Origin of the sequence: Erwinia sp. E602, assembly GCF_018141005.1 — a bacterium.
Classification (GTDB): Bacteria; Pseudomonadota; Gammaproteobacteria; order Enterobacterales; family Enterobacteriaceae; genus Erwinia.
Genome location: NZ_CP046582.1, coordinates 944,242 through 959,876 on the forward strand (window position 1 = coordinate 944,242; position 15,635 = coordinate 959,876).

The 15,635-nt window shown below is 59.4% G+C and carries 17 protein-coding genes and 3 tRNA genes; 12 read left to right on the forward strand and 8 right to left on the reverse strand.

Translation table 11 applies throughout. The annotated features are described in order from the left end of the window. Window positions 1-125 precede the first annotated feature (125 nt). Window positions 126-1,370 (forward strand): N-acetylmuramoyl-L-alanine amidase AmiC, encoded by a 1,245-nt coding sequence (gene amiC / locus GKQ23_RS05645; RefSeq protein ID WP_101505312.1) that lies wholly within the window; start codon window positions 126-128, stop codon window positions 1,368-1,370. 111 nt (window positions 1,371-1,481) lie between these two features. Here amiC and GKQ23_RS05650 read toward each other — a convergent pair. The 3 genes from GKQ23_RS05650 to GKQ23_RS05660 form a co-directional block, all read right to left on the reverse strand. Continuing rightward, window positions 1,482-1,558 (reverse strand) — tRNA-Met (locus GKQ23_RS05650). A 38-nt stretch (window positions 1,559-1,596) separates the two neighbouring features. Next, window positions 1,597-1,673: transfer RNA gene (locus tag GKQ23_RS05655), tRNA-Met, on the reverse strand. A 64-nt stretch (window positions 1,674-1,737) separates the two neighbouring features. Beyond that, window positions 1,738-1,814, reverse strand: a tRNA-Met gene (locus tag GKQ23_RS05660). A 214-nt stretch (window positions 1,815-2,028) separates the two neighbouring features. On the opposite strand from GKQ23_RS05660, the gene mltA reads away from it, so the two are divergent. From mltA to GKQ23_RS05675, 3 genes are all read left to right on the forward strand, one after another. Then, the gene (gene mltA, locus GKQ23_RS05665; protein WP_056232044.1) at window positions 2,029-3,180 is read left to right on the forward strand and encodes a murein transglycosylase A; all 1,152 of its coding nucleotides are present in this window, start codon (window positions 2,029-2,031) and stop codon (window positions 3,178-3,180) included. A 51-nt stretch (window positions 3,181-3,231) separates the two neighbouring features. Further along, on the forward strand, window positions 3,232-4,062 hold the full coding sequence (tcdA, locus tag GKQ23_RS05670; RefSeq protein ID WP_212409994.1) for a tRNA cyclic N6-threonylcarbamoyladenosine(37) synthase TcdA: 831 nt from the start codon (window positions 3,232-3,234) through the stop codon (window positions 4,060-4,062). A gap of 62 nt (window positions 4,063-4,124) precedes the next feature. Further along, window positions 4,125-4,532: a hypothetical protein gene (locus tag GKQ23_RS05675; protein ID WP_212409995.1), complete on the forward strand. Its 408-nt coding sequence runs from the start codon at window positions 4,125-4,127 to the stop codon at window positions 4,530-4,532. Here the strand turns inward: GKQ23_RS05675 and csdE are convergent. Together csdE and csdA are read right to left on the reverse strand one after the other, a co-directional pair. After that, on the reverse strand, window positions 4,516-4,956 hold the full coding sequence (gene csdE / locus GKQ23_RS05680) for a cysteine desulfurase sulfur acceptor subunit CsdE (protein WP_212409996.1): 441 nt from the start codon (window positions 4,954-4,956) through the stop codon (window positions 4,516-4,518). The genes GKQ23_RS05675 and csdE overlap by 17 nt on opposite strands. Before the next feature lie 3 nt (window positions 4,957-4,959). Further along, window positions 4,960-6,165 (reverse strand): cysteine desulfurase CsdA, encoded by a 1,206-nt coding sequence (gene csdA / locus GKQ23_RS05685; RefSeq protein WP_212409997.1) that lies wholly within the window; start codon window positions 6,163-6,165, stop codon window positions 4,960-4,962. A gap of 222 nt (window positions 6,166-6,387) precedes the next feature. On the opposite strand from csdA, the gene GKQ23_RS05690 reads away from it, so the two are divergent. The 4 genes from GKQ23_RS05690 to rlmM all read left to right on the forward strand — a co-directional run bounded on the left by GKQ23_RS05690 (window position 6,388) and on the right by rlmM (window position 9,444). Further along, window positions 6,388-6,612: a YgdI/YgdR family lipoprotein gene (locus GKQ23_RS05690; RefSeq protein ID WP_212409998.1), complete on the forward strand. Its 225-nt coding sequence runs from the start codon at window positions 6,388-6,390 to the stop codon at window positions 6,610-6,612. Between the two features lie 344 nt (window positions 6,613-6,956). Beyond that, complete coding sequence (locus GKQ23_RS05695; RefSeq protein WP_212409999.1) at window positions 6,957-7,877, forward strand: transcriptional regulator GcvA; 921 nt, start codon at window positions 6,957-6,959, stop codon at window positions 7,875-7,877. Window positions 7,878-7,955: 78 nt separating this feature from the next. Next, on the forward strand, window positions 7,956-8,351 hold the full coding sequence (locus GKQ23_RS05700; RefSeq protein WP_056232058.1) for a DUF423 domain-containing protein: 396 nt from the start codon (window positions 7,956-7,958) through the stop codon (window positions 8,349-8,351). After that, window positions 8,344-9,444, forward strand: coding sequence for a 23S rRNA (cytidine(2498)-2'-O)-methyltransferase RlmM (rlmM, locus tag GKQ23_RS05705; RefSeq protein ID WP_101505310.1), 1,101 nt, complete (start codon window positions 8,344-8,346; stop codon window positions 9,442-9,444). The genes GKQ23_RS05700 and rlmM overlap by 8 nt, the downstream gene beginning before the upstream one ends. 9 nt (window positions 9,445-9,453) lie before the next feature. On the opposite strand, the gene xni is transcribed toward rlmM, so the two are convergent. The 3 genes from xni to queF all read right to left on the reverse strand — a co-directional run bounded on the left by xni (window position 9,454) and on the right by queF (window position 12,625). After that, window positions 9,454-10,206 (reverse strand): flap endonuclease Xni, encoded by a 753-nt coding sequence (gene xni / locus GKQ23_RS05710; protein ID WP_212410000.1) that lies wholly within the window; start codon window positions 10,204-10,206, stop codon window positions 9,454-9,456. Window positions 10,207-10,246: 40 nt separating this feature from the next. Beyond that, entirely contained in the window at window positions 10,247-11,611 is a 1,365-nt protein-coding gene (ppnN, locus tag GKQ23_RS05715) for a nucleotide 5'-monophosphate nucleosidase PpnN (protein WP_056232066.1), read from the reverse strand. Between the two features lie 168 nt (window positions 11,612-11,779). Next, window positions 11,780-12,625 (reverse strand): NADPH-dependent 7-cyano-7-deazaguanine reductase QueF, encoded by an 846-nt coding sequence (gene queF / locus GKQ23_RS05720; protein ID WP_212410001.1) that lies wholly within the window; start codon window positions 12,623-12,625, stop codon window positions 11,780-11,782. Between the two features lie 118 nt (window positions 12,626-12,743). On the opposite strand from queF, the gene syd reads away from it, so the two are divergent. The 4 genes from syd to GKQ23_RS05740 all read left to right on the forward strand — a co-directional run bounded on the left by syd (window position 12,744) and on the right by GKQ23_RS05740 (window position 15,559). Next, entirely contained in the window at window positions 12,744-13,295 is a 552-nt protein-coding gene (gene syd / locus GKQ23_RS05725; protein WP_212410002.1) for a SecY-interacting protein, read from the forward strand. A gap of 658 nt (window positions 13,296-13,953) precedes the next feature. Next, the gene (locus tag GKQ23_RS05730) at window positions 13,954-14,280 is read left to right on the forward strand and encodes a YqcC family protein (RefSeq protein ID WP_212410003.1); all 327 of its coding nucleotides are present in this window, start codon (window positions 13,954-13,956) and stop codon (window positions 14,278-14,280) included. Then, the gene (gene truC / locus GKQ23_RS05735) at window positions 14,280-15,080 is read left to right on the forward strand and encodes a tRNA pseudouridine(65) synthase TruC (protein ID WP_212410004.1); all 801 of its coding nucleotides are present in this window, start codon (window positions 14,280-14,282) and stop codon (window positions 15,078-15,080) included. The genes GKQ23_RS05730 and truC overlap by 1 nt, the downstream gene beginning before the upstream one ends. Before the next feature lie 29 nt (window positions 15,081-15,109). Further along, entirely contained in the window at window positions 15,110-15,559 is a 450-nt protein-coding gene (locus GKQ23_RS05740) for a flavodoxin (protein ID WP_056232079.1), read from the forward strand. Window positions 15,560-15,635 lie beyond the last annotated feature (76 nt).

Sequence of the window (15,635 nt, forward strand, 5' to 3'; positions counted from 1 at the left end):
TGTAATGCTAATTTACTGCATTTATTCGCTTTTTCCGGGTGACACCCGGCGGCGCTTTCGCTAAAGTTTTTACAAATTTGTCTCAATTGGCTTTTTATTACGCGTTTTAGCGCATCTGGAGTGGCATGTCTGATTCAACTTTTCTCAGCCGACGACGGCTGTTACAGGGCGCAGGTGCCGGCCTGCTGCTCAGCGTGAGTGGGGTGGGGATGGCCGCAGGCAGCCACGTGGTGGCGATCCGCCTCTGGCCCTCCTCGACCTACTCACGCCTGACCATTGAGTCAGGCAGGCCGTTAAAATACAGGCAGTTTGCGCTCAGCCATCCCGATCGGGTGGTGGTAGATATAGAAGATATTCAGCTTAACCACACGCTAAAGGGCATTGGTAAGTTGGTACGTCAGGACGATCCCTATATTAAAAACGCCCGCGTCGGCCAGTTCGATGCCCGCACCGTGCGGCTGGTGCTGGAACTGAAGCAGAATGTCTCGCCGAAGGTGTTTACCCTTGCCCCGGTGGCCGGGATCAACAACCGCCTGGTGCTGGATCTCTATCCGGCGCAGAACAAACAGAGCGACGATCCGCTGCTGGCACTGCTGGAAAATTACAACAAGGGCGATCTGGAGCGTGACCAGCCGGCCGCCGCGCCGCTGCCGGGCAAAGCCGGGCGCGATCGGCCGATCGTGATCATGATCGACCCCGGGCACGGCGGGGAAGATTCCGGCGCGGTGGGCAAGCATAAAACGCGTGAGAAGGACGTGGTGCTGAAAATTGGCCGGCGGCTGAAGGCGCTGATCGATAAACAGCCCAACATGCGCGCCTATATGACCCGCAACGAAGACGTGTTTATTCCGCTGAAGGTCAGGGTGGCGAAGGCGCGTAAACAGCGCGCCGATCTGTTTATTTCGATCCACGCCGACGCGTTTACCAGCCGTGCCGCGCGCGGCTCTTCGGTGTTTGCGCTCTCGACCAAAGGGGCGACCAGCACCGCCGCCCGCTTCCTCGCGCAGACGCAGAACGAATCAGATCTGATCGGCGGCGTCAGCATGAGCGGCGACCGCTATCTCGACAGCACCATGTTTGATATGGTGCAGAGCCTGACCATCAACGACAGCCTGAAGTTTGGTAAAGAGGTGCTGTCACGGATGGGCCATATTAACCATCTGCACAAGCGCTCGGTGGATCAGGCCGGCTTTGCGGTGCTGAAGGCGCCGGATATTCCGTCAATTCTGGTGGAAACCGCGTTTATCAGTAACGTGGAAGAGGAGCGTAAGCTGCGCACCTCGCGCTTTCAGCAGCAGGTGGCGGAGTCAATTCTGGCCGGGATTAAGGCGTACTTTGCTAACGGCGCATCGCTCAGCCCGCACCGGTAACGGTTTCAGGGGTATTTGCAGAGGATTACAGGGGAGAAGCGGACGATGTTCCGCTTGTTCAACGGTTTTACAAACGCCAGAAACAAAAAAACACCCATCAGGGTGTTAAATTGGTTGCGGGAGCCGGATTCGAACCGACGACCTTCGGGTTATGAGCCCGACGAGCTACCAGGCTGCTCCATCCCGCGTCCGTAAACGCTTTTTACTACTGACCACTGCGGCAAATTGGTTGCGGGAGCCGGATTTGAACCGACGACCTTCGGGTTATGAGCCCGACGAGCTACCAGGCTGCTCCATCCCGCGTCCGCGTGGTTTGTCGCTTCCATCACGACACTATCTTTTACTGCTTCACCAGACTGCGGTGAATTGGTTGCGGGAGCCGGATTTGAACCGACGACCTTCGGGTTATGAGCCCGACGAGCTACCAGGCTGCTCCATCCCGCGTCCGTGGATGCGCACTATACGCCTGATGAGTTTTCTTGCAACCCCTTTCTGCAGATAAGTGGCTAAAATCATCCTGATGACGCATTTTTTAAGCGAGGCGCTGGATTGTTGCACAAATGCCGTCGCGCAGCGGTGGCGCACGTTTTATTCTCAGGGCGGCTTTGCTATCTTCGCAGCAGATTTCGCTTATTTCCGGTTAAGGGTAGATAAAGGTATGAAAGGACGTTGGGCTAAAGTTTTACTGACCGGTTCGCTGCTGGCGCTGCTGGCGGCATGTTCCTCTAAACCCACCGACCGTGGGCAGCAGTATAAGGATGGCAAGCTGGAGCAGCCGCTGGGCCTGGTCAATCAGCCTAACGCGAAAGGCCGCCCGGTGAACGGCAAAGACTATGCCGACCAGGTACAACAGGTCCGCAGCAGCTCATCCGGTCTCTACTCTCGCCAGGTAAGCACCTTCAGCGCGGTGCAGAGCTGGCTGATGGCCGGCGGCGATACCCGCCAGCTGCGGGAGTTCGGTCTGAATGCCTACCAGATGGAAGGGGCTGACAACTACGGCAACGTGCAGTTTACCGGCTATTATACGCCGGTGCTGCAGGCGCGTTACACCCGCCAGGGTGAGTTCCAGTATCCGCTCTACCGCATGCCGCCGCGTCCGCGTGGCAAGCAGCTGCCGAGCCGCGCGCAGATTTACAGCGGTGCGCTGGGTGACCGCTATATTGCCGGCTACAGCAATTCGCTGATGGATAACTTTATTATGGACGTGCAGGGCAGCGGGTATGTGGACTTCGGCGACGGCCGGCCGCTGACCTTCTTCGGCTACGGCGGCAAGAACGGCCACGCCTATCGCAGCATCGGTAAGGTGCTGATCGATCGTGGCGAAGTGAAGCGTGAAGATATGTCGATGCAGGCGATCCGCGAGTGGGGCCTGAAGCACAGCGAAGCGGAGGTGCGCGAGCTGCTGGAGCAGAACCCGTCGTTCGTGTTCTTTAAGCCGGAGAACTTTGCGCCGGTGCGCGGGGCCAGCGCGGTGCCGCTGATTGCCAAAGCGTCGGTGGCCTCTGACCGGTCACTGATCCCGGCGGGGACCACGCTGCTGGCGGAGATCCCGCTGCTGGACAACAACGGTAAATTTACCGGAAAATATGAGATGCGCATGATGGTGGCGCTGGACGTCGGCGGGGCCATTAAAGGCCAGCACTTTGACATCTACCAGGGCATCGGCCCGGACGCCGGGCATATGGCGGGCTGGTTTAACCATTATGGCCGCGTGTGGGTACTGAAAACCGCACCGGGAGCCGGTACGCCGCTGTTCTCTTCCGCCGCCGTGCCGCGTGACGCGCAGGGCGCGCTGCTCGCCAGCCAGTAATTTTTCTCCGGGCCACCCAGGTGGCCCTTCGTTTTCTTCGAGGAATAGTGCATGACGGTTCTTTCTGACGCCTGGCGGCAACGCTTTGGCGGCACCGGGCGTTTGTATGGTCAGGACGCGCTGCAGCTGTTTGCCGACGCGCACGTTTGCGTGGTCGGCATCGGCGGCGTCGGCTCCTGGGCCGCCGAAGCCCTGGCGCGTACCGGTATCGGTGCCATCACCCTGATTGATATGGATGACGTCTGCGTCACCAATACCAATCGTCAGATCCACGCGCTGAAGGATAACGTCGGCCAGGCGAAAACCGAGGTGATGGCCGCCCGTATCCGCGAGATCAACCCGGAGTGCCGGGTGACCTGCGTCGACGACTTTATCACCCCGGATAACACCGCTGAGCTGATGAACCAGGGGTTCAGCTACGTGATTGATGCCATCGACAGCGTGCGGCCAAAAGCGGCGCTGCTGGCCTGGTGCCGGCGTAATAAGGTGCCGCTGGTGACCACCGGCGGTGCGGGCGGGCAGATCGATCCGACGCAGATTCAGGTGGCCGATCTGGCGAAAACCATTCAGGATCCGCTGGCGGCTAAGCTGCGCGAACGGCTGAAAAACGATTTTAAGATCGTGAAAAACAGCAAGGGCAAGCTGGGTATCGACTGCGTGTTTTCCACCGAAGCGCTGATGTATCCCCAGCCGGACGGCACGGTGTGCGCCTCACGCAGTACCGCTGAAGGCCCGAAACGGATGGACTGTGCAGCCGGGTTTGGCGCGGCCACCATGGTTACCGCGACCTTTGGTTTTGTCGCCGTGTCACACGTGCTGAAGAAGATGATGGCGAAGGCGAACGCAAGCGCACAAAAGTCCGCGGTTGCACGCGTTGATTGATTTCAGATTGAGTATATCCGGCGCAGAGTGGTGGCTAAGTTTACCCTCCCCGCAGGTGATTTATGAAAACGCGACTCATCATTATCATCGGAATCATCATACCTGCTGTCGTTTCTGCGGCTGGTCCCACTTTCCACTGGCAGCCTGAAGATCCTGCCAGCTGGAACGCGAAAAATCCAGCGGGTCATTCCGCACCGTTGCCTCCTCCTGGCGCAGGCGGCAAGCCAGAGGGGCGCTGGAACGCCCGGGAAATAGCCCGCTCCCTGGAACAGTATCAGCAGCGGGAAAAGGATAATCAGAGCTGGAGCATTAAAGCTAACCGGGAACGTGCGTCGCGCAACCCTTTATGTACCGACAGCATTCGCGACAAAGTCGTAAACGACCGCAGCCGTTCGGATTATCATCGCCGGGAGGCTAACTATTTTCAGATTTGTCCTTCCGGTAGTGCAACATTCACTTTTGGTGATTAGCCATTTTTAATACCGCTTCAGCCAGCGCCTGTAATCCGGCGCTGCGTGAGGCGCTCAGCTGCGCTTTTAAACCCAGCTGGTCAAACAGCGCCAGCGGGTCCTCCGCCGCCAGCTGCTGCGGGGTTTGCCCCTCCACCGCCACCAGCAGCACCGCCAGCAGGCCGCGCACGATGCGGCCCTCGCTGTCGCCATAAAAATGCAGCCGACCGTCTGCCAGGCGCTGATGCCCCAGCCAGACGCGGTTTTCACAGCCGCTCAGCTCAATATCCCGCTCTTTAAGTTCATCTGCCAGCGCGGGCAGCTTTTTACCCAGCAGGATCAGCTGGCGGTAGCGATCTTCCCACTGGTGAAAAGCGGAAAACTGTTGCAGCAGCGCGTCGCGGGTAATCTCGCTGCCAAACGGATGAGGGGCTATCAGGTTCATGATTCAGTCTGCCAACAGGTCAAGTGCGGTGGTCATGGCCGCGACCAGCGCGTCCACGTCTTCAAGGGAATTATAGGGGGCAAAAGAGGCGCGCAGCGTGCCGCTGACCCCCAGCGCCGCCAGCAGCGGCTGAGCACAGTGCTGGCCGGCGCGCAGCGACACGCCACTTTCCGCCAGCAGCGTGACCACATCGCTGTGGTGCACACCGGCAATATCAAACGCCAGCACGCTGGACTCGCCGACGCGGAAGCTGCGGTAGCCGGGCAGAGCGCTCAGCCGGGCGTCGGCCAGGCTGGCAAGATCGCAACTCCAGCGCTCGGCAGCCGCGATATCCACGTCTGCCAGCCACTCGAGTGCGGCGCTCAGGCCAATCACCCCCGCGACGTTGGGGGTTCCTGCTTCAAAGCACCAGGGCACAGCCTGCGCGGTAAAGCCTTCAAAGCTGACCTCAGTCAGCATCTTTCCGCCTCCCTGCCACGGCACCATCTCATTCAGCCGCTCCGGTTTCGCCACCAGTGCACCGGTGCCCATCGGGCCGTACAGCTTGTGGGCGGAGAACGCATAGAAATCCACGTCCAGAGCCTGCAGGTCGGGCGGGCCGTGCACGACGCCCTGTGCGCCGTCCACCATTACGCTGGCACCTGCGGCGTGGGCAAGGGCGATGGCCTGCGGCAGATCCGGGCAGCCGCCGGTGACGTTAGACATCTGGCTCACCGCCAGCAGGCGGGTACGGTTGTTCAGCAGCGCGGGCAGCAGGCGGATATCCGGCAGGCGATCGTCGCCCAGCGGCCACTTCACCACCCGCGCGCCGCACTGTTCGGCGACCATCAGCCAGGGCACCAGGTTGGCATGGTGTTCCGCTTCGCTGACGACAATCTCATCGCCCGGCCGCAGACGCGGACGCAGCCAGCTTTGTGCCACCAGGTTGATCGCTTCGGTGGTGCCTTTGGTCCAGACCACGGCGTGTGCATCGGCGGCGTTCAGCAGGCGGGCCACCTGGTCACGGGCGTTCTCGTAGCGTTCGGTCAGACGGCGGGCGGCAGCAAACTGGCTGCGGTGAACGGTGCCGGCGCTCAGGCGATAAAACTGTTCGCTGGCGTCAATCACCGCCTGGGGTTTTAGCGCGGTGGCGGCGCTGTCGAGGTAGCAGCCGGCTTCGGCGAGCGCCGGAAACTGCTGGCGGAACAGCGCGGGGTTAAAAGACGTCATACTCTCCTCATCAGGGCGGGGCAGTGCCGGTTTTTTAGGACCAGGCTGAATTCAGTGTCGCTTTCTGGCAAAGCGAAAAAAGCGCGTTATGCTAAAAAAGGTCAGCGTTATGCCATTACCCGCAAAACAAAGCCGCCCGTTACAGGCATTTTTACTGCCCGGGGGCGCAGGGTCAACCGCCTGCGGGGGATTAACGCCCATTTATCTGCAAGGAGATTTAAGATGAAAATGATCGCTGCCGTAATCGCCGCCTGTGCCATGACCTTTACTCTGGCCGCCTGCTCCAGCAACTACGTGATGCACACCAATGATGGTCGCACCATCGTCGCCAAAGGCAAGCCGTCGGTGGATAACGACACCGGAATGATCGGCTATAAAGACGCCAGTGGCAACATGCAGCAGATCAACCGTTCGGATGTGAAAGAGATGGCGGAGATGGACCAGTAAACGTCAGGCAAAAAAAAGCACCGCAAAAAGCGGTGCTACTAAGAATTTACTATGGACAGACAGGGTAAATCTACAGGAATAAAAGGTCGCTTACGCTACCGGACCCGAAAATCGTCAGGTCAATTGCAAACACAACATCACGCCCACAAGCCAAAAGTGCCAAAGATTCAGTACGTTAATACCCAATCCTCAAAAACTTTTCGTTCCGGCTCAGGAAGTGCGGCAACTATAGGTATTTGCTGGCAGTTCCTCAACGGACAATTTATAATGTGTCGAATAAAAAAAACTAATACGTAACCAGGTGTTGTAAAGCAACGCTTATGCCGGGAAAGACCCCATCCATCATGTCGAAACGTTTGCCCCCTCTTAACGCCCTGCGGGTTTTTGATGCCGCGGCGCGTCATCTGAGCTTTACCAAAGCGGCAGAAGAGCTGTTTGTTACCCAGGCGGCGGTCAGCCACCAAATCAAGTCGCTGGAGGATTTCCTCGGGCTTAAGCTGTTTCGTCGCCGTAACCGCTCGCTGCTGCTGACCGAAGAGGGGCAGAGCTACTATCTCGATATCAAAGAGATTTTTACCGCGCTCAACGACGCCACCCGTAAGCTGCAGGCGCGCAGCGCCAAAGGAGCGCTTACGGTCAGCCTGCTGCCGAGTTTCGCCATCCAGTGGCTGGTGCCGCGCCTGACCAGTTTCAACGCGGATTATCCGGGCATTGACGTGCGTATTCAGGCGGTCGACCGCGATGAAGAGATGAAGCTGGCTGATGACGTTGACGTAGCGATTTTCTATGGCCGTGGTAACTGGCCGGGCCTGCGGGTTGAAAAACTCTACGCCGAGTATCTGCTGCCGGTGTGCTCGCCGATGCTGTTAACCGGCGACCGGCCGTTAACCTCGCCCTCGGCGCTGAGCCAGCATACGCTGCTGCATGACGCCTCGCGCCGTGACTGGCAGGCCTATACCCGTCAGCTGGGGCTGAACGCTATCAACGTGCAGCAGGGGCCAATCTTCAGCCACAGCGCGATGGTGCTGCAGGCGGCGATTCACGGCCAGGGGATTGCGCTGGCCAATAACGTGATGGCGCAGACGGAGATTGAAGCCGGCAGGCTGGTCTGCCCGTTTAACGACGTGCTGGTAAGTAAGAATGCTTTTTATCTGGTTTGTCATGACAGTCAGGCAGAACTCGGTAAAATAGCCGCCTTCCGGCAGTGGATCCTGGCCAAAGCCGCCAGTGAACAGGAAAAATTTCGCTTCCGCTACGAGCAGTAAGCTGCCCGTGGCGGACGCTTAAGTGATCGATGGACGCCAGCCCCGACCGCAGGGCTGCCCTGATTGAGGATATGGACCATGTCCAGTCGCGCAATGTTAATTTTTGCCGCAATTAGCGGCTTTTTCTACGTCATGCTGGGCGCGTTTGGTGCCCACGTGCTGGGTAAATCTCTCGGCCCCGCTGAAATGGCGTGGCTGAAAACCGGGCTGGATTACCAGGCGATCCACACCCTGGCGATCCTCGGTACCGCCGCGGTGATGCTGCGCCGGGCCAATATCTGGTTTTACTGGAGCAGCGCTTTTCTGGCGCTCGGCGTGGTGCTGTTTAGCGGCAGCCTCTACAGCCTGGCGCTGTCACACCTGAAGTTGTGGGTTTATATCACTCCGATCGGCGGCACCTGCCTGCTGGTTGGCTGGATCTTGATGTTGGTTGGCGCTCTGCGTCTGAAAAAAAGGGCAGAACGCCATGAATAAAATTTTACTGTATTGCCGTCAGGGTTTTGAGAAAGAGTGCGCGGCGGAGATCACCGCTAAGGCCGCCGAACACCAGATTTTCGGCTTTGCCCGGGTGAAAGAAGATTCGGCCTACGTGCTGTTCGAATGCTATCAGCCCGGTGAGGCCGAGAAGCTGCTGAAGGATCTGCCGTACAGTCAGCTGATCTTCGCCCGCCAGATGATCGTGGTCGGTGAGCTGCTGCGCGACCTGCCGCCGGAGGACCGCATCACGCCGGTGGCCGGCATGCTGGTGGGCGCGGTGGAGAAGGGGGGTGAGCTGCGGGTGGAAGTGCCGGATACCAACGAGAGCAAAGAGCTGCTCAAGTTCTGCCGCAAGTTTACCGTGCCGCTGCGCGCCGCCCTGCGTAAAGAAAAAGTGCTGCTCAACTATGAGACCAACAAGCGTCCGGTGGTGCACGTATTCTTTATCGCGCCTGGCCACTGCTACGTGGGTTACTCCCTGCCGCACAACAACTCGCCGTTCTTTATGGGCATCCCGCGGCTGAAGTTCCCGTCCGACGCGCCCAGCCGTTCGACCCTGAAGCTGGAAGAGGCGTTTCACGTGTTTATCCCGGCGGATGAGTGGGATGAACGTCTGGCCAGCGGCATGTGGGCGGTGGATCTCGGCGCCTGCCCTGGCGGCTGGACCTATCAGCTGGTGCAGCGCAGCATGATGGTTAACGCGGTAGATAACGGCCCGATGGCGCCGAGCCTGATGGACACCGGGCAGGTGTTCCACCAGCGTGAGGACGGCTTTAAGTATCGCCCGACGCGCAATAACAACTACTGGGTGGTCTGCGACATGGTGGAAAAACCGGTGCGCGTGGCTAACCTGATGGCCGACTGGCTGGTCAACGGCTGGTGCCGTGAGGCCATTTTTAACCTCAAGCTGCCGATGAAAAAGCGCTACGAAGAGGTGTCGCAGAACCTGGCGATGATCGACGAGAAGCTGAAGGCCAGCGGTATCAATGCGCAGATCCAGGCGCGTCAGCTGTATCACGATCGCGAAGAGGTGACGGTACATATTCGCCGCATCTGGAGTGCGGTCGGAGGACGGCGCGACGAGCGTTAATGCTTTAGCTTAACCCGGCAGGCGCAGATCCTTCAGATTCCCTTCCAGCACCAAATCTGTTTTCAGCGTCGCCACCTGCTTACAGATCACTGCCTGCTGCTGCGCGCCGCTTAGCCGGTTGCGCCACTTGTCCGGCACCTGGTCCAGCTGTGCATAGATCGCGTCCAGGCTGCCAAACTGCTGTAACAGCTGCGCGGCGCTTTTGCCGCCAATGCCGGGGACGCCGGCGATTTTACTGCTGCTGATGCCGGCCAGCCCCCAGTAGTCGGTAAGCTGCTGCGGCGCGACGCCGAATTCATCGGCGATAAAGGGCACGTCCAGCCAGCGCTTTTGAAAGTAGTCGCGAATGCGAATGTTGGCCGCCAGCAGCTGGCAGTAGCCCTTATCGGTCGAGACGATGGTTGCCTGATGCCCCGCTGCTGAAACCTTGCAGGCGAGGGTGGCGGCGAGGTCATCCGCCTCATCGCCGGGCGAGTGCCAGCTGGCCACGCCAAGGGTGGCGAAGGCCGCGCGCAGCAGCGGCATTTCGTCGTGCAGCGCGTCCGGCATCGGCGAACGCCCCGCTTTGTAGTCGGGCAGCAGCCTGTGCCGCCAGCTTTCGCGGCGGTCGTCATCGTCAAACACCGCCACCGCATGGCTGGCCCCGGTGTGCAGCAACAGCTGCTGCACGGCGTGAGTGCATGCCTGCTGGCAGGGCGAGCCCTGTACCGCGTGAATGCGCCGAATCAGGTTCAGCGCGTCAATAATTAACAGATGGATCATAGTGTTGGCCCTGAGCGGCCCTGCGGGCCGCTGGGTGAGGTTACTTGATGATTTCGTAGCAGGGGATGTAGGCGCTGCCGGGCAGTTTCATGCGGTGCTGGGCGACAAAGCCCTGCAGCAGCTCGTCCATGCGGCGCATCATCTGCGGATCGCCGTGCAGCTTGTACGGCCCCTGTTCTTTAATCGCGCGGATGCCGACGTCTTTCACGTTACCGGCCACGATGCCGGAGAAGGCGCGGCGCAGCGCGGCGGCCAGCTGCTCGGCGGGCTGATCCGGGTAAAGGTTGAGGTTTGCCATATTTTCATGGCTGGGCATAAAGGGCACCTGCAGGTCCGGCGCAATGCGCAGCGCCCAGTTGAAGCTGTAGGCGTCGCCGGTTTCACGGCGGTACTCTTTCACCTTCGGCATCGCTTTTTTCATCAGACGTGCCACTTCGGCCGCATCGTCAATAATGATGCGGTAGTGAACGCGGGCTGCTTCGCCCAGCGTGCTGACGATAAACTCATCCAGCCCGCGGAAGTAGTCGGCGCTCTCTTTTGGCCCGGTGAGGATCAGCGGCAGCACCTGGTCGTGGTTGTGCGGGTTCATCAGGATCCCCAGCAGGTAGAGCAGCTCTTCTGCTGTGCCCACCCCGCCCGGGAAGATAATGATGCCGTGGGCAATGCGCACGAAGGCTTCCAGCCGTTTCTCAATGTCCGGCATAATGATCAGCTCATTGACCAGCGGATTCGGCGGCTCGGCGGCGATAATTGACGGCTCGGTCAGGCCGATAAAACGCCCCTCTTTGTATCGCTGCTGGGCGTGGCCCACCGCGGCGCCTTTCATCGGCGCTTCCATCACCCCCGGCCCGCAGCCGGTACAGATATTCAGCTCGCGCAGGCCGAGCTGGGCGCCGACGCTGCGGCAGTACTGGTACTCCACGGCGTTGATCGAGTGGCCGCCCCAGCACACCACGGTGTTGGGCTCTTCGCCGACGTGCAGCGCCCGCGCGTTGCGCAGAATAGAGAACACCAGGTTGGTGATATGCACCGAGTTTTCCACGTTGAGATGCTGGAAGCGCCCGGCGTGGTCGATCTGACCGTTCACAAACAGAATATCGCGCAGTACGGCAAACAGGTTGGCCTGCAGCGAGCGGATTAAGCGGCCGTCAACGAACGCCTCTTCCGGCGGGTTGATCAGCTCTAATTTGACGCCGCGCTCGCGGCGCAGCACGTTGATATCAAAACTTTCGAAGCGGGATAGCAGCTCATGGCTGCTGTCGGTCAGACTTCCGGAGTTAAGCACGGCCAGGGAACAGTTACGAAACAGCTGGTAGAGGTCGCTGCTGGCCGTGCGCTTCAGCATGTCGACTTCCAGTTGAGAAAGCAGATCCATCGAGCCGAGTGGGCTGATTTGAGTAATCAAGTGAACTCCTTTACACCCGCCTGGGTGATCGGTAACTCCGCGACTGCAGCCGCGGGGTAAAATATCCCTGGGCACCCTTTTCTGGTTGCCCGTCATCAGCTTAGCGCTCCGGGCGCTAAAAAAACACTCCCCCGCGTGGGCAATCGCTGACGATGTGAACCATGAGGCTTACTGACGTACCAGCCGTGAACGTGACGGACGGAAGCTGCCGTTGGTGCGCCACGGATTGATATCCAGCCCGCCGCGCCGGGTATAACGGGCGTAGACGCTGAGCGTTTCTGGCCGGCAGAAACGCAGAATATCGTTGAAGATGCGCTCCACGCACTGTTCGTGAAACTCATTGTGGTGGCGGAATGAGACCAGATAACGCAGCAGCGCTTCACGCTGAATACGCGGGCCACGGTAGCTGATTTGTACCGATCCCCAGTCGGGCTGGTTGGTAATCAGGCAGTTGGACTTCAGCAGATGGCTGACCAGCTGCTCTTCGACCACTTCCTGCCCGGTGGCATCCTGCAGATAGTCGGTACTGAACTGATAGTTATCGATGGCGATATCCTGCTCGTCGATGCAGTGGCCGCTAAAGTGGCCGATCGGCTGCCCTTCGATCTCCTGCAGGCGGAACAGCGCGACGGCGACGTCGCCCTCGGCGCAGGCGCTCAGATCGCGCTCCAGCGTGCTGCGCACCTCGCCCCAGTCGGCAAACGGAGTCTGGTTGAAGCTGTTCAGGTAGAGCTTAAAGCTTTTCGATTCGATCAGGTTGCGGCTGGCGGCGTCGAGGCTCACCTCCGCCACCGCCACCTGCGGCAGACCCTTCGCATTCAGCCATGACAGTTCGTACAGCGTCCAGATATCGGCGCCGCTGAAGGGCAGGTTATCCGGGAACAGACCCAGCGGTTCGCGGTTCAGGCTGCGCGGCACCGCCTGCAGCAGCGTCGGCTGGTAGCGGTCGTGGTACTCTGTGGGCTTACCCAGCGTCAGGCCGTCAAGGGCCTGATGGTTGTCGTAGGAAGACATCGTATTACCTTACTGCCTGAGCTGGCAGGCGCAGTTGCAAATTGGTCAGTCAGCCCGACGCGGGTTCGGGCTACAATAGGCGGTTAGTGTAACTCAGCATACAAAGAGTGAAAAAAGAATGATTGATGAAACCGGCCAGGCATTAAGCGATTTTACCGAACGTTACTGCAGTCTCTGGCAGCAGCAGCGCGGGCACGCCCCTGCCAGCGCGGAGTTGACCGGGGTTCCCTCACCCTGTGTGCTGCAGACGCAGCAGGAGAGCGTCTGGTGGCAGCCGCAGCCTTTTACCCTGGCACAGAATCTGCTGGCGGTAGAACGGGCGCTGGATCTGCAGCTGCAGCCGGCGCTGACGGCGTTCTGGACCACCCAGTTTGCCGGCGACATGGCGGCCAGCTGCGACGGTCTGGCGCTGTCGCTGCTGCAGGCGTGGAGCGAAGAGGACTTTATTCGGGTGCAGGAGAATCTGATCGGCCATCTGCTGATGAAACGGCGTTTAAAGCAGTCGCCCACGCTGTTTATTGCCACCACCGACTCGGAGCTGGAGGTGATATCGGTGTGTAATCTGAGTGGTGAAGTGATTCTCGAACAGCTGGGGAAGAAAAACCGTGAAGTGATTGCGCCTTCTCTTAAGAATTTTCTTATTTCGTTACAGCCACTTATCGTTAGCTGATTCGTTAATGGCTGCATGAGGCGTGCGAGATCTCTTACAAAAGCTGTGCGAGATCGCCAAAGATTTTGACATTCTGTTAACGCCTAAGAATGTAAAATTATGTCAGATCATGATCTTAGCACCTTTTGCACTAAATTAACGCCCGTAGCAGGGACATATAATCTGCGCAGGTACCTTGTTTAGTCGTGATAATCGGGCAAAATTATCGTTATTGAAGGGATGCTCAGGATTCAGGATGACATCAGGATGATGTCCTCAATGGATTGAGCAGGACCCGTCAGGATGATAGCGACAGGGATAGGCTTCAACGATGAAGCAACAGGGAACAGCTCAGGATGAGATAAGGGACACCTCCAGGACGGAGAATGTGAACCGCTAAGGAGAGTGGTGCTCAGGGATGTACAGGGATATTCACCGGGAAGGTGTCAGCAACGGATGGCGGAAGGACGAGTTTTCACGGAAGAGCAGGGAGCATCAAGGTAGCGGGATTGCTGCAAACGAACCGGGAGCACTGTTAACACAGTGCTCCCTTTTTTTATGCCTCGATCCAGGCCCGCCGGCCCACGTCGCGCGCTTTCCATCGCCGCAGTTGCGGCCGCCCGCGTGAAAACGGTATGCTTGCCCCCTTTTTTATTACGCATCAGCTAAGAGGTTGACCATGAACCGTCATCAGCAGGTTCAGGAACGGTTACAGGCGACAGAACAGTGCCTGAAAGAGAGTGGACTGTGGCAGAACCAGCCCCCGGACAGTGAGGCCTTTGCCTGCACCGAACCCTTCTGTGTGAGCACGATGCTGCCGCTGGAGTGGCTACAGTGGGTATTTTTACCGCGCATGCAGGCGTTGCTGGATGCCGGCGCGCCGTTGCCGGCCACGCTGGCCATTGCCCCTTACTATGAGGTGGCGCTCGACGCCGCGATGCCGCACCGCACGCGCCTGTTGCAGTGCCTGACCGCCTTTGACAACCTGTTTGAGTCAGGCAACTGATGCTGGAAATACTGTACCAGGATGAGTGGCTGGTGGCGGTCAACAAACCTTCCGGCTGGCTGGTCCACCGCAGCTGGCTCGATCGCCATGAAACGCAGTTTGTGATGCAGACGGTGCGTGACCAGATTGGCCAGCACGTGTTTACCGTGCATCGTCTCGATCGCCCGACCTCCGGCGTGCTGCTGATGGCGCTGTCGTCGGAGGTGGCGCGCCTGCTGTCACAGCAGTTTGAGCAGCATCAGCTGCAGAAAACCTACCATGCGGTGGTGCGCGGCTGGCTGGAGGGCGATGAGACGCTGGACTATCCGCTTACCGAAGAGCTGGATAAAATCGCCGATAAGTTCAGCCAGGAAAAAGCGCCGCAGTCGGCGGTGACCCACTGGCGCGGGCTGGCCACGGCCGAGCTGCCGGTGGCCGTCGGTCGGTTTGCCAGCTCGCGCTATTCGCTGGTGGAGATGCTGCCGCAGACCGGGCGTAAACATCAGCTGCGCCGGCATATGAGCCATCTGCGCCATCCGATCATCGGCGACAGCAAGCACGGCGACCTGAAGCAGAACCGCAGCGCTGCCACGCACTTTGGCCTTAATCGCCTGATGCTGCACGCCAGCGAACTGCGCCTTCACCATCCGGTCACCGGCGAGCCGCTGGTGCTGCGTGCCGGGCTGGACGCGGTGTGGCAGGTGATGATGGAACAGTTTGGCTGGCAGGCCACGCTACCTGACGTGCCGAGGGTTGAGTTGCCGCCGCAAAGTCTGCAGGATATGAACAACTCTGAGCCGGCGGGCGCCGCTGGCCGGTAATAACCGCGACCTGAGTAAGGAAGAACAAGATGGCTGAAGTCGGTATTTTTGTAGGCACCGTATACGGTAACGCGCTGCTGGTGGCGGAAGAGGCCGAGCCGTTGCTGGTGGCGGCCGGCCACCAGGTGAAAATTTACGATGATGCTTCGCTGGCGGACTGGCAGCGTTATGCCGATAAGGTGGCGCTGGTGATTACCTCCACCACCGGGCAGGGCGACCTGCCGGACAGCATTGCGCCGCTGTTCCACGCGATGAAAGACCAGCTGGGCTACCAGCCGACGCTGCGTTACGGCGTGATTGCGCTGGGCGACAGCAGCTACAGCAACTTCTGCGGCGCTGGCAAACAGTTTGACGCGCTGCTGCAGGAGCACAGCGCGGTGCGCGTGGGCGAGGTGCTGCTGGTGGACGCGGGTGAGAACCCGGAACCGGAAGAGGTCACCTCGCCGTGGGTGGAACAGTGGGCGCAGCTGCTGAAATAAAACTGCTGCCGGGCGATGCCCGGCAAAAGTTGGGCTGACCTGCCCGCTGCCGACAGAGAGACCGGTGTTCCCGGTG